General features: G+C 69.2%; 19 protein-coding genes and 1 other RNA gene. 4 read left to right on the top strand and 16 right to left on the bottom strand.

Annotated features, from left to right (window positions below; genetic code table 11):
• Positions 1-2 precede the first annotated feature (2 nt).
• The 3 genes from cfa (at position 3) to V6M37_RS12580 (ending at position 2035) form a co-directional block, all read left to right on the top strand.
• Positions 3-1187 carry a cyclopropane fatty acyl phospholipid synthase gene (gene cfa, locus V6M37_RS12590; protein ID WP_332673775.1) on the top strand — a complete coding sequence of 395 codons (1185 nt, stop codon included), beginning with the start codon at positions 3-5 and terminating at the stop codon, positions 1185-1187.
• Positions 1188-1516: 329 nt separating this feature from the next.
• Positions 1517-1879 carry a hypothetical protein gene (locus tag V6M37_RS12585; protein ID WP_332673774.1) on the top strand — a complete coding sequence of 121 codons (363 nt, stop codon included), beginning with the start codon at positions 1517-1519 and terminating at the stop codon, positions 1877-1879.
• A 30-nt stretch (positions 1880-1909) separates the two neighbouring features.
• On the top strand, positions 1910-2035 hold the full coding sequence (locus tag V6M37_RS12580) for a hypothetical protein (RefSeq protein WP_332673772.1): 126 nt from the start codon (positions 1910-1912) through the stop codon (positions 2033-2035).
• 206 nt (positions 2036-2241) lie between these two features.
• Here V6M37_RS12580 and ffs read toward each other — a convergent pair.
• The 3 genes from ffs to V6M37_RS12565 form a co-directional block, all read right to left on the bottom strand.
• Positions 2242-2340, bottom strand: an RNA gene (gene ffs, locus V6M37_RS12575) — signal recognition particle sRNA small type.
• A gap of 193 nt (positions 2341-2533) precedes the next feature.
• Positions 2534-3094 (bottom strand): DUF2889 domain-containing protein, encoded by a 561-nt coding sequence (locus V6M37_RS12570; RefSeq protein ID WP_332673771.1) that lies wholly within the window; start codon positions 3092-3094, stop codon positions 2534-2536.
• A 138-nt stretch (positions 3095-3232) separates the two neighbouring features.
• The gene (locus V6M37_RS12565) at positions 3233-4924 is read right to left on the bottom strand and encodes an AMP-binding protein (protein WP_332673769.1); all 1692 of its coding nucleotides are present in this window, start codon (positions 4922-4924) and stop codon (positions 3233-3235) included.
• A 354-nt stretch (positions 4925-5278) separates the two neighbouring features.
• On the opposite strand from V6M37_RS12565, the gene V6M37_RS12560 reads away from it, so the two are divergent.
• Positions 5279-6298 (top strand): SGNH/GDSL hydrolase family protein, encoded by a 1020-nt coding sequence (locus V6M37_RS12560; RefSeq protein WP_332673767.1) that lies wholly within the window; start codon positions 5279-5281, stop codon positions 6296-6298.
• On the opposite strand, the gene V6M37_RS12555 is transcribed toward V6M37_RS12560, so the two are convergent.
• From V6M37_RS12555 to rlmB, 13 genes are all read right to left on the bottom strand, one after another.
• The gene (locus V6M37_RS12555) at positions 6273-9014 is read right to left on the bottom strand and encodes a nitrate reductase (protein ID WP_332673765.1); all 2742 of its coding nucleotides are present in this window, start codon (positions 9012-9014) and stop codon (positions 6273-6275) included. The two genes, V6M37_RS12560 and V6M37_RS12555, sit on opposite strands and share 26 nt — an antisense overlap.
• Before the next feature lie 28 nt (positions 9015-9042).
• Positions 9043-10821: a bifunctional protein-serine/threonine kinase/phosphatase gene (locus V6M37_RS12550; protein ID WP_332673763.1), complete on the bottom strand. Its 1779-nt coding sequence runs from the start codon at positions 10819-10821 to the stop codon at positions 9043-9045.
• Between the two features lie 21 nt (positions 10822-10842).
• The gene (locus V6M37_RS12545) at positions 10843-12054 is read right to left on the bottom strand and encodes a nitrate/nitrite transporter (RefSeq protein ID WP_332673762.1); all 1212 of its coding nucleotides are present in this window, start codon (positions 12052-12054) and stop codon (positions 10843-10845) included.
• A gap of 127 nt (positions 12055-12181) precedes the next feature.
• Positions 12182-12529, bottom strand: a complete 348-nt coding sequence (nirD, locus tag V6M37_RS12540; RefSeq protein ID WP_332673761.1) for a nitrite reductase small subunit NirD — start codon at positions 12527-12529, stop codon at positions 12182-12184.
• 11 nt (positions 12530-12540) lie between these two features.
• A complete protein-coding gene (gene nirB / locus V6M37_RS12535; protein ID WP_332673759.1) occupies positions 12541-15030 on the bottom strand; it encodes a nitrite reductase large subunit NirB in 2490 nt (829 codons plus the stop codon).
• Positions 15031-15400: 370 nt separating this feature from the next.
• Entirely contained in the window at positions 15401-15997 is a 597-nt protein-coding gene (locus tag V6M37_RS12530) for an HD domain-containing protein (RefSeq protein WP_332673757.1), read from the bottom strand.
• Positions 15998-16069: 72 nt separating this feature from the next.
• Positions 16070-16912: a dihydroorotate dehydrogenase gene (locus V6M37_RS12525; protein WP_332673756.1), complete on the bottom strand. Its 843-nt coding sequence runs from the start codon at positions 16910-16912 to the stop codon at positions 16070-16072.
• On the bottom strand, positions 16912-18030 hold the full coding sequence (gene serC / locus V6M37_RS12520) for a 3-phosphoserine/phosphohydroxythreonine transaminase (protein ID WP_332673754.1): 1119 nt from the start codon (positions 18028-18030) through the stop codon (positions 16912-16914). The genes V6M37_RS12525 and serC overlap by 1 nt, the downstream gene beginning before the upstream one ends.
• Positions 18008-18514, bottom strand: a complete 507-nt coding sequence (locus V6M37_RS12515) for a urate hydroxylase PuuD (RefSeq protein WP_332673752.1) — start codon at positions 18512-18514, stop codon at positions 18008-18010. The genes serC and V6M37_RS12515 overlap by 23 nt, the downstream gene beginning before the upstream one ends.
• Positions 18515-18610: 96 nt before the next feature.
• The gene (pqqE, locus tag V6M37_RS12510) at positions 18611-19768 is read right to left on the bottom strand and encodes a pyrroloquinoline quinone biosynthesis protein PqqE (protein ID WP_332673750.1); all 1158 of its coding nucleotides are present in this window, start codon (positions 19766-19768) and stop codon (positions 18611-18613) included.
• Entirely contained in the window at positions 19737-20027 is a 291-nt protein-coding gene (gene pqqD, locus V6M37_RS12505) for a pyrroloquinoline quinone biosynthesis peptide chaperone PqqD (protein WP_332673748.1), read from the bottom strand. The genes pqqE and pqqD overlap by 32 nt, the downstream gene beginning before the upstream one ends.
• A 49-nt stretch (positions 20028-20076) precedes the next feature.
• The gene (gene pqqA / locus V6M37_RS18730; protein WP_409449956.1) at positions 20077-20151 is read right to left on the bottom strand and encodes a pyrroloquinoline quinone precursor peptide PqqA; all 75 of its coding nucleotides are present in this window, start codon (positions 20149-20151) and stop codon (positions 20077-20079) included.
• A 442-nt stretch (positions 20152-20593) separates the two neighbouring features.
• Positions 20594-21316, bottom strand: coding sequence for a 23S rRNA (guanosine(2251)-2'-O)-methyltransferase RlmB (gene rlmB, locus V6M37_RS12500; RefSeq protein WP_332673851.1), 723 nt, complete (start codon positions 21314-21316; stop codon positions 20594-20596).
• Positions 21317-21476 lie beyond the last annotated feature (160 nt).

The following is a 21476-nucleotide window of genomic DNA, read 5'->3' as shown; positions in this document are numbered from 1 at the left end:
GCATGAATAGCGATATTCCAAGCCCGCCCGGGTGGATGGACTCGGGCCCGGCGTCCTCCGGTGCCGACGGTCACGAGAGCGGCGTCCGGCTCCTGGCCGGCCTTTTGAGCCAGGCCGACGTGCGCATTGGCGGGGACCGGCCCTGGGACATGCAACTCCACCGCGTCGAAGCCGCCGACCGGATCCTCGCCGGCGCGAGCCTCGGTCTTGGCGAGAGCTACATGGACGGCGACTGGGACGCACCGGCGCTCGACGAATTCATGCACCGCATCCTGCGCGCTCGGCTCGACGAAAAGGTCCATGCGCCGGGTCTCGTATGGCACGTGCTCCGCACCCGTCTGCTGAACCTCCAGAACCCGCGCCGTGCGCGTCAGGTCGGCGAAGTCCACTACGACCTCGGCAACGATTTCTTCGAGGCGATGCTCGACTCGCGCATGGTCTATACGTGTGGTTACTGGGCGACAGCCGACGACCTGGACGCGGCCCAGGAGGCGAAGCTCGATCTCGTCTGCCGCAAACTGGGCCTCGAACCGGGCATGCGCCTGCTCGACATCGGCTGCGGCTGGGGCAGCCTGATGAAGTTCGCCGCCGAGCGCTACGGCGTCGCGTGCGTCGGCGTGACGATCTCGAAGGAGCAGGCCGAGTACGGGCAGGTGCGCAGCGCGGGGTTGCCGATCGAGTTCCGGATGATGGATTACCGCAAGATCGACGAGCGCTTCGACCGGATCGCGAGCCTCGGAATGTTCGAACACGTCGGGCGCCGCAACCTGCGCACCTATTTCGAAGTAGCGCACCGCTGCCTCGCTCCCGAGGGGCTGTTCCTGCTGCACACGATCGGCAGCAACTTCCGCAATTTTCCCCCCGACCCGTGGATGGACCGCTACATCTTTCCGAACGGCGACCTGCCGTCCCTGGGACAGATCGCCGACGCGACCGAGCGACTGTTCGTGATCGAGGACGTGCATAACTTCGGGGCCGATTACGACCGCACGTTGATGGCGTGGCACGAGCGCTTCGAGAATGCATGGCCCAGATTCGCCGAGCGCTACGGCGAGCGCTTCCGGCGCATGTGGTCGTATTACCTGCGCGCGTGCGCCGGCACGTTCCGAGCGAGGACGACGCAGTTGTGGCAGCTCGTCCTGGCACCGGAGGGCGTCGGCGGAGGTTACAGGCGGCCGGCCTGCTAGCACATCGCCAGCGGCCGCATCCTTCGCCGGCCGCCGTTCGCCGGCGAAGGGTGCGGCCGGAACTTCGATGCGCTCGGCCCGAGCGGCGTCCCGTTGCGGGCGAGGCCTTCATCGCGCACGGCGACGACTGCCAGAGAAGGACCGCGTAGGGAGTTGGCGGCAACCGTTGCTTTTTCACTACAGGCACCGTTGGCCGGCTGGGCGATCGCGCTCCTCGGGTTGGCGTTGCTCGGCGCCGCGGCCGTCCGCACGCTGCCGGAGGCCTCGGCCACGCTTCACGACGCGCTGCTCGGCGGCGCAATGGCGGCCGCGGCGACCTCCTCGGTGCATTGCCGTTGCTCCTCGTGGGGCCGATCGCGGCCGGGACTCAGGGCCTGCTCCTCGGCTTCGGCGCCGGCGTGATGCTCGCGGCGAGCGTGTTCTCGCTCCTCGTTCCCGGTTTCGCAGCCGCCACGGCGCTCGGCCTCGGTCCGGCCGGGGCGGCGCTCGTCGTCGTCTCGGGCACCCGCGACGCGGTCGCGACGGGAATTCCGCTGCAGAACGTTCCGGAAGGGCTGATCGTCGCGATCGCGCTCGTCACCGCGGGTTACGGACGCTTCGCGGCGTTCGCGGTCGCGACGCTGTCCGGCCTCGTCGAACCGCTCGCGGCGCTGGCCGGGTCGCTGATGGTCGCGCAGGCCGAAGCGCTGTAGCCGTGGGGCCTCGCGGCGGCGGCCGGCGCGATGCTCTTCGTCGTCTGCCACGAAATCATCCCCGAGTCACGCCGCCGCGGGAATGACGTCTTCGGCCTGGCCGGGCTCGTGGCGGGCTTCGCGGGCATGGTAATGATGGGGCAGATGCTGTCGTGACCCGCCACTCGACGCGCCCAAACACGTGCGGATCGCGTCGGGGGCACGAATTCCCGGCCGCCTCGATCAACCAACACTTCACTAGGGGAACGCCACGAAGCCGTCGCATCGGAACGGCCCGGCACCGAACGGCGACACGGAAAATCGTGGCACCGAAACGACGAAGGGCGCCTCGTTCGAAAGGCGCCCTTCGCGTCGTTGTTCGGGGTGGCGAGCCCGACCCCCGGCACTTGCAGGGAACGGCTGTGGCTGCTGCCTTCCGGCCCTGACCAGGTTCACCGCGCTGCAATGCGGGGAGACCCGCCACGACCGGCATTGTAGCAGCTAATGCCGCGACCGCGGGTGTGGCGATGCGGCGCTACGGATGCCTCGTCCCTCAAGAACGGTCACATGAAAATGTTCTGATCCCTGGCGCCTCGCACGGCGGCGGCCCGTGAGACCGGCCTGTCGCGGCGGACCTGGCTCCTGCGCGGGGGCAAAGCCGGCCCCGACGTGCCCTCAGTCACCGGCCAGTTCCGGATACTCCTGCCGGAGCGTTTCGCCGCCTCGCTGCCACGCCCGGCATTCACCGACGAAGGCCAGGGCGCGCGCATCCGGCCAGCGCCGCGGATCCGGATCGATCGCCTGCTGGCGGGCGAGGCGGTCGGGCCAGGAAGCCTGGATATAGGCGTTGCCGACCTGCGTGATTAGGTCGGTCAGATGCACGCACCCCTGCTCGCTGCCGACCCGCTCGCGGACCTGCCGCCCGAAGCCCGGCCCGATCTGCAGCCCGATCAGCCGACGGTACACCTCCACCGTTTCGGGACACACCGGCCAGGGTGCCACCTGCATCGTCGCCCGCACGTCGCGGATCGTGAAGTCGTCGTCGATGACGAAGCCGATGCCCATGTGGTGCATGAACTCGCCGCGTCGGACCGGTGCGCGCGAACGGAACGGAACCTCCTCGCCCTTCTCGTCCGTCACCGTCGCCTCGATTTCCCACAGCCCGTCCGTGCGGCGATACGCGCGGCAGGTGATCTGCCGCGTGTGCGTGAGCTCGCGCTCGCATTCTCCGAACATTTCCACTCCTTCCCGAACCGCGGGAACAATCGCCCGCCACGATGTCGAGCGGCCCCATGGTAAGCGACGCGGCGTCCGGGACGAAGCAAAGAAGAACGGCGGGTTTCCCCGCCGTCGCCTCCCGTCACGTCAGGGCGTTCAGCCCTTCAGTTCGGGGAAATCCTCTTCGAAGAACTCCAGTGCGCCGCGCTCGGACGAGGCGTCCTTGCCCTGCTCGCTCTTGCGCAGTTCGACGCGGCGGATCTTGCCGGAGATCGTCTTGGGCAGGTCCGAGAACTCGATGCGGCGGATGCGCTTGTACGGCGCGAGCTTGTCGCGCGTGAAGGCGAAGATGTCCTTCGCGAGTTCCTTGCCCGGCTCGAAGCCGGGGGCGAGGATCACGTAGGCCTTCGGCACCGCGAGACGCACCGGGTCCGGGCTCGGCACGACCGCGGCTTCGGCGACCGCCGGGTGCTCGATCAGCACCGATTCCAGCTCGAACGGGCTGATGCGGTAGTCGGACGCCTTGAACACGTCGTCGGCGCGGCCGACGTAGGTGATGTAACCGTCGGCGTCGATGCTCGCGACGTCGCCGGTGTGGTAGTGGCCGTTGCGCATCACTTCCGCGGTTTTCTCTTCGTCACCGGCATAGCCGAGCATCAGGCCCATCGGCCGCTTCGCGAGCACGAGCGACACTTCGCCCTCGTCGGCCGGCTTGTCGTCCGGGTCGAGCAGCGCGATCGTGTAGCCCGGCAGCGGACGCCCCATCGAGCCCGGCTTCAGCTTCTGGCCCGGGCTGTTGCCGATCTGGCACGTCGTCTCCGTCTGGCCGAAGCCGTCGCGGATCGTGATGCCCCATGCCTTCTTCACCTGGTCGATGACTTCGGGGTTCAGCGGCTCGCCGGCACCGATCAGCTCGCGCAGGTTCGTCTTCACCGCCGCGAGGTCCTGCTGGATCAGCATCCGCCACACCGTCGGGGGCGCGCACATCGTCGTGATCTCGTATTTGACGAGCACGTCGAGCAACGCTTTCGCGTTGAAGCGGTTGTAGTTGTACAGGAACACGCAGGCGCCGGCGTTCCATGGCGCGAAGAAGCAGCTCCACGCGTGCTTCGCCCAGCCCGGCGAGCTGATGTTCAGGTGGCGGTCGCCCGGCTGCAGGCCGATCCAGTACATCGTCGACAGGTGACCGATCGGGTAGGACTGATGGCTGTGCTCGACGAGCTTCGGCTTCGACGTCGTGCCGGACGTGAAGTACAGCAGCAGCGGGTCGGTGACGCGGGTCGCGCCTTCGGCCTTGAATTCCGGCGACGCGGCATAGGCGTCTTCGAAGGTCAGCCAGCCTTCGGTCGCGCCGCCGACGCTGACGCGCGTGTAGTTGCCGGCGAGCGTCGCGAACTTGTCGGTGTGCGTCTTGCCGATGACGACGTGCTTGACCCGGCCGCGCTCGAGGCGGTCGCAGAGGTCGTCGGGCGTCAGCAGCGTCGTCGCGGGGATCACGACCGCACCGAGCTTGATCGCGGCGAGCATCGTCTCCCACAGCGGGACTTCGTTGCCGAGCATGATCAGCACGCGGTCGCCGCGCGCGACACCGTGGCTGCGCAGCCAGTTCGCGACGCGGTTCGAGCGGGCAGACATCTCGGCGAACGACAGCTTCGCCTCGCGACCGTCTTCCTCGACGATCCACAGCGCGGGCTTGTCGTTGCCCTGCGCCATTGCGTCGAAGTAGTCCAGCGCCCAGTTGAACTCGGTCAGCCGGGGCCACTGGAAACCGTCGTATGCGGTCTGGTAGTCGGTGCGATGGGCGAGCAGGAAGTCACGCGCCTTCAGGAATTCGGCTACTGCGGTCATGGGTTCTCCTTTCCCGTCGAATCTCCGCGCCGCGCTCCTGCGACCGTCTCTCTCGCGAAATCGGCCGCCTCCATTCTCGCGACGTGGGGCTCGTAATTGGAATGATCTGCTGCCGGTGCAGCAGCGGGCGCTATTGTGACGTTGACGTCAACGTCACGCAACCGCCGCGAGACGATTAACCGGCCGGGCCCGGCCGCTCCGCCACGACGCGTCGACCGTCGGCCTCTTTTCCATGTCCACTCGACCGCCTCCCGCGTTCAATCCGATCGCCTTTGCGGATCAGGAAGTTGCGGAATTCGGGAACGTCCATTGCTCCGGCGATTCACCCCTTCCGCATCGATCGCGAGGCTTCCCATGTGCCGCTCGCTTCTCGCAGGAATCGCCTTCCTGCTCGCCACCGTCTCCGCATCCGTGACGGCGGCGCCCTTCAGCAACGTCTATTTCTTCGGCGACAGCCTGTCCGACACGGGCAACGATTTCATTCTCAGCAGCACGCTCCACGCGTCCGATCCGGCTTTTCCGATCGTTCCGGCGCCGGCGGGCTACAACGACTCCGGCCGGTTTTCGAACGGCCCGGTCTATTCGGAACAGCTCGCTGGGCGTCTCGGCTTCGACCTCCGGCCCTCGCTGCTCGGCGGCACGAACTACGCGTACGGCGGCGCCCGCAGCGGGTCGGTCATCGTGCCGGGGTCGCTGAGCTTCGCGCAGCAAGTGGAACAATACGTGGGCGCCGCGGCCGCCGGTGAACCGGGCGCGCTGTATGTGCTCTTCATCGGCTCGAACGACGTGGAGGACATTCTCGCGGGCGCGCCGCCGGGCCAGACCATCGCGAGCGCGGTTGGCAGAATCGGCACCGCGATCGAAACGCTCGCGGCCGACGGCGCGGCGCACTTCCTGATTCCGAACGTCCCCGACCTGGGGCTCGTTCCGGGTACAACCGGCGACGGCGCGGTGCCCCGCGCCCCGCTCGCGTCCGCCGCGAGTGCCGCCTTCAACGACGCGCTCGCCGCGCTCCTCGACAGCTTCGCGACACTCGACATCACGGCCTTCGACACCTTCGCGCTGATGAACGACGCCGTCGCGAACCCGCCGCGCTACGGGCTGACGGACGTGCAGCACCGCTGCCAGCGCGAGAGCGGCATCGGCCCGGACGGACAGGTGCAGTACGAGGTGCTGTGCAGCGATGAAGAGGCCGCGACGCGGCTCTTCTGGGACGGGTTCCACCCGACCACGGCCGGCCATCGCGCACTCGCCGATGCGCTGTTCGCGGCGCTCGAAGTGCCCGAGCCCGCCACGCTCGCGCTCCTCCTCGGCGGAATCCTGATTCTCGCGGGGACGTCGCGCCGCGCTACGCCTGCGCGACGAGCCGCCTGATTTCCGGCACGCATGCACCGCAACCAGTGCCGCACCCGAGCTTCGCCTGCAGCGCGTCGAATCCGGCGCCGCCGGCGACCGCCGACTCGATGTCGCGCTCGGAGACGTCGAGGCAATTGCAGATGATGCGGCCGCGCGACTTTGCCGCGGCGGGCGGCGACGCGATCGGCGCGAGGATCCAGCGCCGCAAGTCCGCCGCCGGCTGACGTTCGACGAGCACGTCGCGCAGCCACGCAGCCGCGGCGGTTTCGCCGGTGAGCCGCAGGCCGACGAGGAAACCGTTCTCGATGCGCGCGCGCTTCGTGATGCCGCGCCGCGCATCGCTGTAGGTCACGCAATGCGCGTCGTCGAGGCCGAGCAGCATGTCGAGTTCGGCTAGCCACGCGGGCGGAATCGGCCGGTCGTGCGCGATGCGCAGCACGACCGCAGGATGGTCGCGGCCGGCGAGCGCGAGCGACGCGTAGCCGAAGCGCTCGAGCCACGGTGCGAGCGCGGCAGCGCGTTCGACGGCGAGGCCGGCGGCATTCGCGCCGTCATCCCTGTCGTCGATACCCGGCTCGCCGCGCATTATCAGCGCGTGGAAGGGGAGTTCCGCCTTTTCGACCTGCACCGTCGCGTGCTTCAGTTCCGGCTGCTTCGAGAACGGATCGGACGCGCGCAGCGTAACCGCGTTGGCGCCGGCCGAGTTCAGCGTGTTCGTGCCCCAGTGCATCGCGACGAAGGCCTGTCCGGAGCGGATCTCGGCCGACGCCGCGGCGCGCAGGATCACGTCGCCGCGCCGGCTTTTCACGCGCACGAGCTCGCCGCTCTCGATGCCGCGCAGCGCGAGGTCGTCGGCGTTCATCTCGATGCGCGCCTCGTCGACGTGGTTGTAGAGCTGCGCGACCTTGCCGGTGCGGCTCATGCCGTGCCACTGGTCGCGGAGCCGCCCGGTCGTCAGCGCGAGCGGGTAGCGCGCGTCGGTGCGCTCGGCGGTGAGCGCCTGCGTCGGCACGACGAAGCGCGCGCGGCCGTCGGGGGTGGAAAAGCGGCCGTCGGCGTAAAGGCGCGCGCGACTCGCGGCGTCCGTCGCATCGGCCCCTTCCGGGAACGGCCACTGCTGCGGGCCGGCGCTGTCGAGCACGTCGTACGACAAGCCGCCGATGTCGAGATCGCGCCCGCGGGTCGTCGCCGCGTGCTCGTCGAAGATGTCGGCCGGCGACGCATACGGAAACAGCTTTTCCGCGTCCTTGCCGATCCGCGGGCCGAGCGCGAGCGCGAAGTCGCAGACGATGCGCCAGTCCGGCTTCGCTTCGCCCGGCGGCGCGACCGCGCGGTGCACGTGCGTGATGCGCCGCTCCGAGTTCGTCACCGTCCCCTCCTTCTCGCCCCACGACGCGGCGGGCAGCAGCAGATCGGCGAACGGCGCGGTCTCGGTGTTGCAATACGCCTCCTGCAACACGACGAAGTCGCAGCGCGCGAGCGCCTCGCGCAGCCGCTGCTGTTCCGGCAACGACTGCGCCGGGTTCGTGCAGGCGATCCACAGCGCCTTGATCCGGCCGTCGTGCGCGGCGTCGAAGAGCTCGATCGCGGTCAGGCCGGGCTTCGCCGGCACGTCCTCGACGCCCCAGAGCCGCGCGACCTCGGCGCGATGCCCGGCGTTCGCGAGGTCACGGTGGCCGCTCATCAGGTTCGCCATGCCGCCGACTTCGCGCCCGCCCATCGCGTTCGGCTGGCCGGTCAGCGAGAACGGGCCGCAGCCGGGACGGCCGATCTTGCCGGTTGCGAGCGACAGCGCGATCAGCGCCGCGCCGTTGTGCGTGCCGTGCGTCGACTGGTTCAGCCCCTGGCACCACAGCGACATCGCCGCGTTCGCCTCGCCCCACCAGCGCGCGGCGGTGATGATGTCGTCGGCGCCACGCGTACCGAGGCCGCAGACTTCCGCCGCGACCGCCGGCGTGACCTCGCGCACGTGGTCACGCAGCGCGGCGAAGCCGTCGGTGTGCGCGCGGATGAAGGCGTTATCGACGAGGCCTTCCCACAGCAGCACGTTGAGCATCGCGTTGTAGAGCCAGATGTCGGTGCCGGGAAGGATCGCGAGATGCAGGTCCGCGGTCGCCGCGGTGTCGGTGCGGCGCGGGTCGACGACGATGAGCTTCATCTCGGGGCGCGCCGCCTTCGCATCCTCGATGCGGCGGAACGCGACGGGGTGCGCGTAGGCCGGGTTCGCGCCCGCGATCAGCACGCAGTCGGTCAGCGCGAAGTCCTCGTACGAACACGGCGGCGCGTCGGCGCCGAGCGTCTGCTTGTAAGCGGCGACCGCGCTCGACATGCACAGGCGCGAGTTCGAGTCGAGGTTGTTCGTGCCGATCAGTCCCTTCACGAGCTTGTTGAAGACGTAATAGTCCTCGGTCAGCAGCTGCCCCGAGATGTAGAACGCGACCGAATCGGGCCCGTGCTCGTCGATCGCCGCGGCGAAGCGTTCGGCCGCGGTCGCGATGGCCGTGTCCCAGCCGACGCGTTCGCGCGCGAGGCCGCGCGCAGGGCGCAACTCCGGATGCAGCAGGCGGGACTCGGGCCGCGTGGTCAGGTGCAGCGTCGCGCCTTTCGTGCACAAGCGCCCGAAGTTCGCCGGATGCCGGGGGTCGCCGGCGACGCCGGTGACCCTTCGTCCGTCGTGCTCGATCACGACGCCGCAGCCGACGCCGCAGTAGGGACAGGTGGCTTTCGTCTTCATCGGGGGCTCCGCGTGAGAGGTCGCCGGTCTAGTGCCGGCTGAGCAGGAACAGCAGGATCAGGTTCAGCAGCAGGGACGCCGCGACAACGAGCTTCAGCGCGAGCCCCGGATTGCGCGCGACGAGCGGCGTGCGGCGCTGCTTTGCGAGCGGGCGGTGCGCGCCGCGCTCGAGCGCGAGGAGGAACTCCTCAGCGGTCTCGAAGCGCTCCTTCGCGTCGCGCGCGCACGCTTTCAGCAGCACCGCCTCGAGCCAGGCCGGCGTGTCCGGGCGGTAGCGCGTCGGCGGCACGGGTTCGCCGAAGCGCGGCCGCTGGAACGGCTCGACCTCGCCGTACGGGTACTTGCGGGTCAGCAGCTCGTACAGCGTCACGCCGCACGCATAGATGTCCGACGACTCGCTCGCCGCCTCGCCGGCGAAGAGTTGCGGCGCCATGTACGACGGCGTGCCGGGGTTGTTGATCTCGCGCAGGTCGTCGGCGTCGGACGCGGCGACGCCGAGGTCGAGAAGCCGCAGATGCCCGCCGCGGTCGAGATGCACGTTGTCGGGTTTGACGTCGCGATGGACGATGCCGAGCCGGTGCAGCGCGCCGACCGCGCGCAACAGCGCCGCGCCGATCGCGACGAGCTCGTGCGGCGGAAAGCGGTGGCCGCGCGCGAGCTTCGCCTTCAGCGTCTCGCCCTCGTGCCAGCTCATCAGGTAGTACAGGCAGCTGCGGCCCCCGGCGTCGGCGACCGTCGGGAAAGCCTGCGACGGCGCCCGCCGCGCGAGCCATTCCTCGCGCAGCAGCGCCGCGGCCGCCTCGTCGTCATCCGCGCCGGACCGCAAGGTTTTCATCACCAGCGCTTCGCCCGTCGCTTCGCGGGTCACGCGGTACAGCAAGGTCACCCGCGACTCGTGCAGCAGCGCGTCGACATGCAGGCCGTCGAGCACGTCGCCGGCCTTCAGCGGCGGCGGCAGCGGCAGGCGGCGGGCGCCCGCAAGCCGGTCGCGCAGGTTGTCCGGCGGCACCGTGACGACGTTCGTGACGAGCGCGGTGCAGTTGTCGGTCGCGCCGCGCGCGAGCGCTGCGAGCGTCAGGATGTCGGCGACGTCTTCGGCGTTCGCGTTGCGCTCGAGCAGTTCCGCGATCCCGCCGTCGCCGAGCGCGCCCCAGACGCCGTCGGTGACGAGCACGAAGCGGTCGCCCGCCATCAGTTCGCCGTCATCGAAGTCGACCGCGAGCTGCGCGTTCAGCCCGACCGCACGCCGCAGCACGTTGTCGAACTCCGGGTGATCCCAAGTGTGGTCCTCGGTGAGCCGGCGCAGTTCGCCGCCGCGGTACAGATACGCGCGCGAGTCGCCGACATGCGCGACGTGGTAGCGCCGGCCGCGCAGCACGAACGCGGTCAGCGTCGTCGCCATGCCGGCGTACTCGCGCGATTTCGCCGACTGCGCGAGCAGCCAGCGGTTCAACGCGCCGATCACGGTATCGAGCGACTTCTCGACGCTCCACGTGTCGGGCGTCGAAAAGTAGTCCGCGAGCAGCCCGCGCACCGAATATTCGGCCGCCTCGCGCCCGCGCGCATGGCCCCCGACGCCGTCCGCGATCGCGAGCAACATGCCCTTGTATTCAAGCAGCGCGCCGTCGGGCGTGACCGCACCGACGAAGTCCTCGTTCGCCGGCCGCAGCCCCTGCTGCGACGCGTGACCGAGCGTGATCTGGAGCGCTTCGCCTGCCGCACGCGTCGCGGGCGCCGCGAGGTCCGGCGCCGCCTTCGCCGGCGCGGTCGCCCTGAATCGCGTGCCCGCTTCGATGATCGTCGCCACGATGCGTCTCCCGGTTGGGCGTCAGATTTTCGCCGACGTCAGGTGCGCGGCGCCCCACGTCGTGCGCCAGCGCGTCTTCACCGACGACAACCCGGCGAGTGCCGCGAGCGCGAGCGCCGCGAAGATCAGGAAGCCGGGCTGATAGCTTCCGGTAGCCTGCTTCGCATAGCCGAGCGACGACGCGAGGTAGAAGCCGCCGACGCCGCCCGCCATGCCGACGAGACCCGTCATCACGCCGATCTCCCGGCGAAAGCGCTGCGGCACGAGCTGGAACACCGCGCCGTTGCCGAGGCCGAGCGCGAGCATCGCTGCGACGAACACCGCGAGCGCCATCCACGCCGCCGGCAGCCCGACGCTGACGATTGCGAGGAACAGCGCCGCGGCCACATACACGACCGACAGGCTGCGGATGCCGCCGATGCGGTCGGCGATCGCGCCGCCGACCGGCCGCACGAGCGAGCCGGCGAACACGCACGCGGCGGTGAAGTAGCCGGCCGTCTTCGCGTCGAGCCCGTACTGGGTATTGAAGTAGATCGTCAGCGACGACGCGAGGCCGACGAAGCCGCCGAAGGTCACCGCGTAGAAGAACATGAACCACCACGCGTCCTTGTCCTTCAGCACCTTGAAGTATTCCGCGAGCGGCTTCGCCGGCGGGCACTCGGGCGCGTCCTTCGCGACCGTGAGGTAGAACGCGAGCACGACGACGAGCGGGACCAGAGCCAGCCCGAACACGTTCGTCCAGCCGTACGCCGCGGCGAGCGCCGGCGCGACGAGGGCAGCGATCGCGGTGCCGGAGTTGCCGGCGCCGGCGATGCCGAGCGCGGTGCCCTGATGCTCGGGCGGATACCAGCGCGACGCGAGCGGCAGCGCTACCGCGAACGACGCGCCGGCGACGCCGAGGAAGACGCCCAGCAGCAGCGTCTGCTCGAAGCTGTCGATGCCTACCTGCCACGCGACGAACAAAGCAGCGATGACGACGACCTGGCCGATCGCGCCGGCAATCTTCGGCTTCAGGTGATCGACGAGCACGCCCATGACGATGCGCAGCACCGCGCCGGCGAGCACCGGGATCGCGACCATCAGCCCCTTCTGCGCGTGGTCGAGGCCGAGATCGGCGGCGATCTGCACGCCGAGCGGGCCGAGCATGACCCACACCATGAACGCGAGGTCGAAGTACAGGAACGCGGCGAGCAGCGTCGGCGGATGGCCCGCCTTGAAAAAGGCTCTGTTCATTTTCGGTTCTCCGTTGGCAATTGGGGTACTTCCTGTACAGCTCGCAGGGCGATGAGCCGCAGGCGTTATTCGCCTCATCGATAACGTCGCCTGGCGGAAGGCGCTGCGCTTTTCCGCCCTACGGTTCTCAAGCCTTCAGCAGCACGAGACCGTCGACGAGCTTCACGTCGAACGACTTTGTGCAGCCGACATCGGGGGCGAGCGCGTCGCCGCTCGCGAGCGCGATCTTCCAGCCGTGCAGCGGGCAGGTGACGTCGCGGCCGTGCACGATGCCCTGCGACAGCGGCCCGCCCTTGTGCGGGCACTTGTCGTGGATCGCGAACACCTCGTCGTCCGCGGTGCGGAAGACCGCGATGTCGCCGCTCGCGGACGGCACGACGCGGGCGCCGAGCACCGGAATGTCGTCGAGCGCGCAGACGCTCATCCAGCCCGGCTCTGCCGCGGCGGCGGGTTTGATCAGGGTCAGCGTTGTCATCGTCGTCATCCTCACACTTCCAGCGGCTGCATCGGCTGCAGCAGTTCGTACTCGCGCTTCGCCGGCACCGCGGCGTCGGGCTTGTAGCGCTCGGCCCACGGGTCCTCGTAGTCCTGCACCGCGTACAGCAGCCGCTCGTAGAGCGCACGGCGCGTCGCCGCGTCGTCGACGACCTGCTTCTTCACGTGCTCGAGCCCGACGCGATGCACGTAATGCACGGTGCGTTCGAGGTAGAAGCCCTCCTCGCGGTAGAGCTGCAGGAAGGCCGCCGAGTACTCGAGGACGTCCTCGCGCGTCACGACCTTACACAGGAACTGCGCGACTTCGGTCTTGATGCCGCCGTTGCCGGCGACGTAGAGCTCCCAGCCCGAATCGACGCCGATGACGCCGATGTCCTTGATGCCGGCCTCGGCGCAGTTCCGCGGGCAGCCCGACACCGCGAGCTTGACCTTGTGCGGGCTCCACATGCCGAACAGCATGCGTTCGAGATCGACGCCCATCGCCATCGAGCGCTGCGTGCCGAAGCGGCAGTGCTCGGCGCCGACGCAGGTCTTCACGGTGCGGATGCTCTTGCCGTAGGCATGGCCGCTCGTCATGCCGAGGTCCTTCCAGACCTTCGGCAGGTCGTCCTTCCGGATGCCGAGGAGGTCGATGCGCTGGCCGCCGGTGACCTTCACCGTCGGCACGTTGTACTTCTCGGCGACGTCGGCGATCCGACGCAGCTCGTCCGGCGTCGTCAGCCCGCCGAGCATCCGCGGCACGACCGAGTACGTGCCGTCCTTCTGGATGTTCGCGTGCGCGCGCTCGTTGATGAAGCGGCTCTGCGGGTCGTCCTTCGCCTCGTGCGGCCAGGTCGAGATCAGGTAGTAATTCAGCGCCGGGCGGCAGGTCGCGCAGCCGTTCGGCGTCTTCCAGGCCATCATGTTCATCGCGTCGGGAATCGACAGCAGCTTGTGCTCGCGGATCGCGCGGCGAACTTCGCCGTGCGACAGCTCCGTGCAGCCGCACACCGCCTTGTCGTGCGCGCTGACCGCCTGGTAGGCGCCTCCGACCGTCGACGCGAGGAGTTGCTCGACGAGGCCGGTGCAGGAGCCGCAGGAAGACGCCGCCTTCGTGTGCTTCTTCACGTCGTCGATCGTGAAGAGGCCCTTCTCCTTGATCGCCTTGACGATCGTGCCCTTGCAGACGCCGTTGCAGCCGCAGACTTCGGCGGTGTCGGGCATCGCCGCGGCCTTGTTCTCGCCCTTGTGGCCGGCGTCGCCCAAATGGTTCTGGCCGAACATCAGGTGGTCGCGGATCGGGCCGATGTCCTGACCGTCCTTCATCAGCTGGAAGTACCACGCGCCGTCCGCGGTGTCGCCGTACAGCACCGAACCGACGATGCGGTCGTTCCTGATGACGATGCGCTTGTAGACGCCGCCCTGCTTGTCGTGCAGCACGATCTCCTCGGCGTCCGCCCCGCCCGAGAAGTCGCCGGCCGAGAACACGTCGATGCCGGTGACCTTGAGCTTCGTCGACGTCACCGAGCCCTCGTAGCGGCCGATGCCGAAGTTCGCGAGGTGGTTCGCGCAGACTTTGCCCTGCTCGAACAGCGGCGCGACGAGGCCGTACGCGACGCCGCGGTGCGCGACGCATTCGCCGACCGCGTAGATGCGCGGATCGGTGATCGTCTGCATCGTGTCGGAGACGACGATGCCGCGCACGCGGCCTTCGCCGCAGTAGAGCCCCGCCGATTCGGCAAGCGCGTAGTTCGGCCGGATGCCCGCGGCGACGACGACGAGGTCGGCCGGGATCTCGCCGCCGTCCTTGAAGCGCACCGCGGCGACGCGGCCGCCGTCGGCCTTGTCACCTTCGCCTTCGACGAGCGCGTCGGTCTGCTTCGACAGCAGGAACTTCATCCCCTTCGCTTCGAGCGACGCCTGCAGCATGTCGGCGGCGGCGCGGTCGAGCTGGCGCTCCATGATCCAGTCCGCGAGATGCACGACGGTGACTTCCATGCCGCGCAGCATCAGTCCGTTCGCCGCCTCGAGCCCGAGCAGGCCCGCGCCGATAACGACCGCGTGCTTGTAGCGGCTCGCCGCGTCGATCATCGCCTCGGTGTCGGCGATGTCGCGATACGCGAGCACGCCGGGCAGCTCCTTGCCGGGGAAGGGCGGGATGAACGGCGTCGAGCCCGTCGCGAACAGCAACCGGTCGTATTCGGCCTCGGTGCCGTCTTGCGCCACGACGCGGCGGTGCACGCGGTCGATCTTCGTCACCATCCTGCCCGCATGGAGCGTGATGCCGTTGTCGCGGTACCAGTCGAGATCGTTGAGCATGATCTCCGGCAGCGTCATCTCTCCGGCGAGCACCGGCGACAGCAGGATGCGGTTGTAATTGCCGTGCGGCTCCGCGCCGAACACCGTGATGTCATAGAGGTCGGGCGCGAGTTTCAACAGCTCCTCGAGCGTGCGCATGCCGGCCATGCCGTTGCCGACCATCACGAGCTTCATCTTCTTCATATCGATCTCTCCTGCGGGTTCATCCGAGTATCGCAAGGCGAATGCCAGGTGCGCGCTTCGGACCTAACTCACTGAAAATTCGGAAAAATCGATTCCAAAGCGGGCGACCCTGAAGAATCGCCGCTGCCGCGGGGGCACCAGCACGGTGCAGGAAGCGCGATGCTGCACCACAGCACGACGCGACCGCGGTCAGGGATCAGGACGCGCGGTGTGCGAAGCGGGGAATCATCGAGAGAAAGAAACGGGGCCGCGCCATCAACGCGGCAACCCGATACGCCTCGGTGCGCGCCCGTCGGCTTCGCTCGGGACACGCTTGTCGAAGCCCTGCCGCCGCGCTTCGATCGCGCGCACGGCTGCTTCGGGTACCGGCTCAGGACTTGCGGCCGCTTCCCACGCGGTAGTGCGACTCGACGAGTTCGAGCGCCGCCGTCCACAGCGCGGAGGCGCCGCGTTCGATCGGCGGGCCGCAGCGCGACTTGACCTGTTCGAGCGACACGCTGCTCTCGATCCAGGTCCCGCCGCCGGTCGCGACGTTGTGCAGCACCGGCTGGAAGCGGTCCAGCGCCTTCGCGAACTTCGCGTCGTCGGTTTCGCCGGCCTCGAACTCGAACCACAGCGCGCGAAGCTCGGTCGTCAGCCCTTCCGGCAGCAGGCCGAATATGCGCTCCGCCGCAGCCCGTTCCCGCTGCGCCTGCCCCGCCGGATCCGTGGGCTCGTGAAGCGGCATGTCTCCCGCATCGATCTCGACGATGTCGTGGATGAGCAGCATCTTGATGACGCGCAGCACGTCGACCGGTGCGTTCGCGTAGTCGGCGAGCACGATCGCGTACATCGCCAGATGCCACGAGTGCTCGGCGCTGTTTTCGCGCCGGGAGCGGTCGATCAGCGGCGAGCGGCGAATCACGCTCTTGAGCTGATCGATTTCCTTCAGGAAAGCGAGCCGGCGGTCGAGTTCGGAAACGTTCACGGGCTTTCTTCGCGGTTCGACGTGAAGGGGCGGCGAGTCTAGCACGCCGCGTCGCACGGCTTTGCGCGGCGGTCAGCGGCTGCGCGCTCCGCGCCGCAAGGAACGGAGCAGACGGGGGTCGTGCGCCAGCAGCGCGCGATGGACCTGCACGAGCGTCGCGCCGGCCGCGAGCCGCGCCTCGACTTCGTCGACCGAATCGATCCCGCCGACGCTGATCAGGCAGATCCGTGGATCGACAGCCTCCGACAGCGCGCGCAGAACCGCACAGACGTTTCGCCGGGCGCGCCGGCCCTCGGTCGATACGAGCAGCCCGTCGATGCCCGCGGCGACGAAAGCGTCGGCGACGCCGATCACCGAGGCGGCGTCACCGTTGAGCCATCGCGACGTCAGCTTGGCCACCAGCGGGAGCGGCCGCAGGCGATGGCGCGCGAGCCGGTTGCGTAGTTGCACCGCGGCTCCGGCAAGCGCCGCGAAGCGCGCCGGCGACGGACAATCGCGCCCGGGGTTGAGCGTCACGTAATCGGCACCCGCGTGGAACGCACGCAGCGCCCGCAGCCAGGCGTGCTCCGCGTCGTCCCAGCCGACGTGGCGCGGCTTGCCGATGCTGACGCCGCGACGCACGCCGTCCGCAGCCCGCCCGGAGAGCACCGGACAACGGTCCGCGGGGGTGAGCGTGCCCATTTCCACGGCACCGAAGCCGAGACGATGCGCGCCTTCGAGCAGGCGGCCGCGCCGGTCGAAACCGGCGGCAAGGCCGATCGGCGACGCAAAGCTCAACCCCATCGCGGCGACAGGGCCGAATGGCGGCGCTGCGTTTCCGTCGCCGTCGGGGCTTCTCGCGAGGCGCTGCAGGCGCGCCACCGCCCAGCGGGTGCGCAGCGCACGCGGCGTCAGCGGTGGCGCGACGGGGGGCATCACGCCGTGCAGAGACCGCTGCGCTCCCGCGCGAACGCACGCAGGAAGTCGAGGAGTGCGTCGACGGCCTCGTCGGCGACACCGTTGTAGAGACTCACGCGCACCCCGCCGACTTCCGGGTGCCCGCGGAGATCGTGCAGCCCGGCGGCTTCGGCGGCTTGCAGGAACGGCGGCGTCTGCGCCTCGCTGGCGAGACGGAAGCACGGATTGATGTGCGAGCGATGGGCGGGATCGACGGCGATCGCGTACGTGCCCTCGCCTTCCGCCAGCGCGGCGTACACCGCGTCGCTGCGCCGGCGCGCCGCCTCCGCCATCGCCGGGACACCGCCCTGCGCCGCGATCCAGTGCAGCATGCAATGCGCGACGAAGATCGGGAACACCGGCGGCGTGCACAGCCGCGAATCGGCGGCGGCCTGCGCCGCGTAGTCCATTACGCAGGGCGTTTCGGGCCGCGCCCGACCGAGAAGACGCTCGTCCGCGATGACGACCGTCAGGCCGGGCGTGCCGATCGTCTTCTGCGTCCCCGCATACACGAGCGACAGCCGCGTGAAGTCCAGCGGCCGCGTCAGCAGGTCCGACGTCATGTCCGCGACGAGCGGCACCGCCAGCGCGGGAAAATCGCGAAACTGGAGGCCGTCCGCGGTTTCATTGCTCGTGATGTGGCAGTACGCGGCGCGGGGATCGACCTGCCACTCTGCGACATCGGGAACGGCCGCGAACGCCCGCGCGGCGATCGACACTTCGGCGTAGCGCCTCGCCTCGGCGATCGCGCGGCGCGACCAGCAGCCGCTGTCGACATAGCTCGCGTGGCCCGCGGTGCCCAGGAGGTTCAGCGGCAGCAGCGCGAACTGCGCGCTGGCGCCCCCGGCGAGGAACAGCACGCGAAAACGGTCGGGGATGCCGAGCAGGCGGCGCAGGCAGGCCTCGGTCTCTTCCTGGAGGTGACGGAACGCCGGCGACGTGAAAGGCAGGCTCAGGATCGACGTCCGTCCGGGACGGCACGCGGCGGCGACCTCCGCGCCGACCTCGTCCGGCAAGGGGCCGGCGGCGGCGGAAAAGCTGAACCCCGGCGCGCCGCGCGGCGGCGCCGCTGCTTCAGCCGAACAGCGCCACGCCATGCGTGCCGGCCCCCATGAAGAACAGCACCGGGATCGACAGCATCGTGTTCACGCGCGCCGACAGGAAGGTCACGCGCGACGCACCCAGCCGCTCGTCGACCGACGCCGGCACGAAGCCCAGCACCCGCTTCTGGTGCGGCCACAGCACGAACCACAGGTTCGCCACCATCAGCGTCGCGATCCACATCCCGAGCCCGAGCGGCGCGAGCGCACCGTGCAGGCTCAGCGCGTCGCCGAGCCAGCCGCGCTGCCACAGAATGAGCGTGCCGCTACCCCAGGTCACCAGCGATGCATAGCGGAAGGCGCCGTGCTCGCGCTGCAGCAGCGCGCGCTGGCGCGGGCTGCCCGGGTCCGAGAGATCGGCCGCGGTGAGCGGCGCATAACGCGGTCGCGTCACCGCGGTCGCGTAGTTGTGCCCGATCCACACCAGCGCACCGAGAAAATGCAGCCAGCGTGCAACGACTTCGAACAGGACGCCTTCCATCTCGCGCTCCTTCAGCCCACCAGCCGCAGCAAGCCGGCAAGCACGGCCGTCAGCGCGACGCCGAGCAGCACCGTGACCATCGAGGAATCGAGCAGCCTACGCATGGTCGCCCGCTCCGATCCGCTGCAGCCGCGCGTTGCCTGCGGTGCGCATTACCAGCGGCACGACGGTGCGGCCCGGCGTGTGCGCGCGCTCGACCGCCTCAGTGATCAGGTGATGGTGCGGCGAACGCGAACAGGCCGGATCGGTGTTCGCGGCGTCGCCGGTCAGCAGGAATGCCTGGCAACGGCAGCCGCCGAAGTCGGTCTCCTTCTCGCTGCACGACCGGCACGGTTCGCGCATCCACTCGTCGCCGCGGAATTTGCGGAAAGTCGGCGATTCGTTCCACAGCCACGCAAGACTCTTCTCGCGCACCGTCGGGAAATCGAGCCCTTCGATCGCGCGCGCCTCCTGACACGGCATCGCCGCGCCGTCGGGCCCGATCGTCAGATGGATCGCGCCCCAGCCGTTCATGCACGCCTTCGGCCGCCCCTCGTAGTAATCGGGGATCACGAAGTAGATCGTCATGCGGTCGCCGAGGCGCTCGCGGGCTTTCTGCACTGCGCGCTCGGCCGCCTCGATCTGCGCGCGCGTCGGCATTAGCTCGTCGCGGTTCACCAGCGCCCAGTTGTAGTACTGGATGTTCGCGAACTCGAGGTAATCGACGCCGATGTCCGCCGCGAGCTCGAGGATGTCCGCGACCTGGTCGATGTTGTGGCGGAACACCGGCACGTTGAGCACCATCGGAAAGCCGTACGCCTTGATCATCCGCGCGACCTGCAGCTTCAGGTCGAACACGCGCGCGCCGACCAGCCGGTCCGTGAGCTCACGCTCGCTCGATTGCAGCGACAGCTGGATCTGCTTCAGGCCCGCCTCCTTCAGCCTCACGAGCCGCGCTTCGGTCAGCCCGACGCCCGAAGTGATCAGGTTCGTGTAGTAGCCCAGCGCGGTCGCGTCCGCGACGAGTTCCTCGATATCGTCGCGCAGCAGCGGCTCGCCACCGGTGAAACCGAGCTGCAGCGCGCCCAGCTCACGTCCCTCGCGCAACACCTGCTTCCATTCCGCGGTCGTCAGCTCTTCGCCCTTGCGGCGCGCGTAGTCCACCGGATTGCTGCACCACGGACATTTCAGCGGACACTCGTAGGTAAGCTCGAGCACCAGCCAGAGCGGCTTGCCCTGCCCGTCAAGCCTGACGACGGATCCATCCTTTGGCACGGAACACCTCCAGAAACTTATAGACGCCCGCGGCGACACGGTCGTCGTCGCCGGGATAGCGGCCCTGCATCGCCGCGATGATCGCAGCGGCGCTGCGGCCGTCGCAGTGCTCGATGATGTCCGCCGCCGTCCGGTTCAGCTTCACGATGCCCTCCGGGTAGAGCAGGACGTGGGCATCCTGCGTCGGCTCCCAGCGAAAGAGGTACATCGGATTGAGGCTGAAGCGGTCCCCGGCAGCAGGGGGGCTCGACTCGTTCATGCGCAAGACTCCTTCGCGCGACAAGGGCGGCGCGGCGCCGCCCCCGGTGTCAGCGCACGTAGACGTAGGCCGTCACTTCGAAACCAAGACGGATGTCGCAATACGCGGGATCGATCCACTCCATGGGCTGCCTCCTCGTTCGTCGATTGAGGGATCGGCCGGACGACCGATCCGCAGCCATCATCGCCGACCGGCCGCGGCGGCCGAATCCGGCGGATCAGGAGGCGGCCGTCGCACTCATCATGAAACGAAGGTCGCGAAAATCATGAGCTTCGCCGCGCCGGCGCGCCGCGTTGACGCGCGTCAAAGCGGGCGGCGTCGCACCGTTGAAATGGGTTCTGGAGGTCGCGGTCCACCGTGGAGGCGCGCTCGGAAACGTCATCGAGCCGGAACGACCGGCAACGCGAGCACCGGTGCAAGTTTGCGGGGCAGGCGAGGCGCGACCGGGCGCAGATTTCAGACGCCCGGTTCGGGATTCATTGACGACGAGCACGCTCGGCCTGCCGATATCCACGGAAGCTTCGCAGGGCACCCACCGCGGCGGTCCGAGCGGACCGCGTGACGTCTCAACCGCCGCGCTGACGCCTCGCCTCGAACAGGCAGACGCCGCTCGCGACCGACACGTTGAGGCTTTCGACAGTACCGAGCATCGGGATCTTCGCGAGTTCGTCGCAGGTTTCGCGCGTGAGTCGACGCAGTCCGTCGCCTTCGGCGCCGAGCACCCATGCGACCGGCCCCTTCTGGTCGATCTCGTACAGCGATTTCTCTGCTTCGCCGGTCGCGCCGACGACCCAGATGCCGGCGTCCTGCATCTCGCGCAGCGCGCGGGCGAGATTCGTCACGGTGATGTAGGGCACGCTGTCGGCTGCGCCGCTGGCGACTTTCGCCGCGGTCGCATTGAGGCCGACCGCACGGTCCTTCGGCGCGACGACCGCGTGCGCCCCCGCCGCGTCGGCGACGCGCAGGCAGGCGCCGAGGTTGTGCGGATCCTGCACGCCGTCGAGCACCAGGATCAGCGCGTTCTCGTCGAGCACTTCGAGCACGTCGGCAAGCTTCAGGTCGCGGCTGCGCGCATCGACACGGGCGACGACGCCCTGATGCCGCCGCGTGCCGACCATGCCGTCGAGGCGGTCGGCCTCGGCTTGGATCAGCCGGACGTTCTGCGACTCGGCCAGATGGACGACGTCCTTGGCCCGCGCGTCGGTGCGCGCGGACGACAGGTACAGCTCGAACACCGCGTCCGGATCCCGCCGCAGCTTGCCGAGCACCGCGTGGAAACCGTAGATCAGCCGCGAGTCGCTGCGGCTCTCCCGGCCGGTATCGCCGCCCGGCTCGCGCCGGCCACGCGGTCGCTGCCGCTCGTACGGCTCGATGTCGTCGGGCACCGGATCGGTTTCCCGCGGATGCGGCTCGGGCGAGCCGCGCTGGGGTCCTCTGCCGGGCGACGCG

This window comes from Aromatoleum sp., from assembly GCF_036675785.1.
GTDB lineage: Bacteria > Pseudomonadota > Gammaproteobacteria > Burkholderiales > Rhodocyclaceae > Aromatoleum.
Note: the sequence above shows the minus strand (reverse complement) of the source record. Positions and strands in the feature narration are given on the sequence as shown.

Bases quoted from the DNA above. Each gene is read 5' to 3' on its own strand.
- cfa (WP_332673775.1), top strand. From the start codon at position 3: ATGAATAGCGATATTCCAAGCCCGCCCGGGTGGATGGACTCGGGCCCG.
- V6M37_RS12580 (WP_332673772.1), top strand. From the start codon at position 1,910: ATGCTCTTCGTCGTCTGCCACGAAATCATCCCCGAGTCACGCCGCCGC.
- V6M37_RS12570 (WP_332673771.1), bottom strand. From the start codon at position 3,094: ATGTTCGGAGAATGCGAGCGCGAGCTCACGCACACGCGGCAGATCACC.
- V6M37_RS12565 (WP_332673769.1), bottom strand. From the start codon at position 4,924: ATGACCGCAGTAGCCGAATTCCTGAAGGCGCGTGACTTCCTGCTCGCC.
- V6M37_RS12560 (WP_332673767.1), top strand. From the start codon at position 5,279: ATGTGCCGCTCGCTTCTCGCAGGAATCGCCTTCCTGCTCGCCACCGTC.
- V6M37_RS12555 (WP_332673765.1), bottom strand. From the start codon at position 9,014: ATGAAGACGAAAGCCACCTGTCCCTACTGCGGCGTCGGCTGCGGCGTC.
- V6M37_RS12545 (WP_332673762.1), bottom strand. From the start codon at position 12,054: ATGAACAGAGCCTTTTTCAAGGCGGGCCATCCGCCGACGCTGCTCGCC.
- nirD (WP_332673761.1), bottom strand. From the start codon at position 12,529: ATGACAACGCTGACCCTGATCAAACCCGCCGCCGCGGCAGAGCCGGGC.
- nirB (WP_332673759.1), bottom strand. From the start codon at position 15,030: ATGAAGAAGATGAAGCTCGTGATGGTCGGCAACGGCATGGCCGGCATG.
- V6M37_RS12525 (WP_332673756.1), bottom strand. From the start codon at position 16,912: ATGCCCCCCGTCGCGCCACCGCTGACGCCGCGTGCGCTGCGCACCCGC.
- serC (WP_332673754.1), bottom strand. From the start codon at position 18,030: ATGGCGTGGCGCTGTTCGGCTGAAGCAGCGGCGCCGCCGCGCGGCGCG.
- V6M37_RS12515 (WP_332673752.1), bottom strand. From the start codon at position 18,514: ATGGAAGGCGTCCTGTTCGAAGTCGTTGCACGCTGGCTGCATTTTCTC.
- pqqD (WP_332673748.1), bottom strand. From the start codon at position 20,027: ATGAACGAGTCGAGCCCCCCTGCTGCCGGGGACCGCTTCAGCCTCAAT.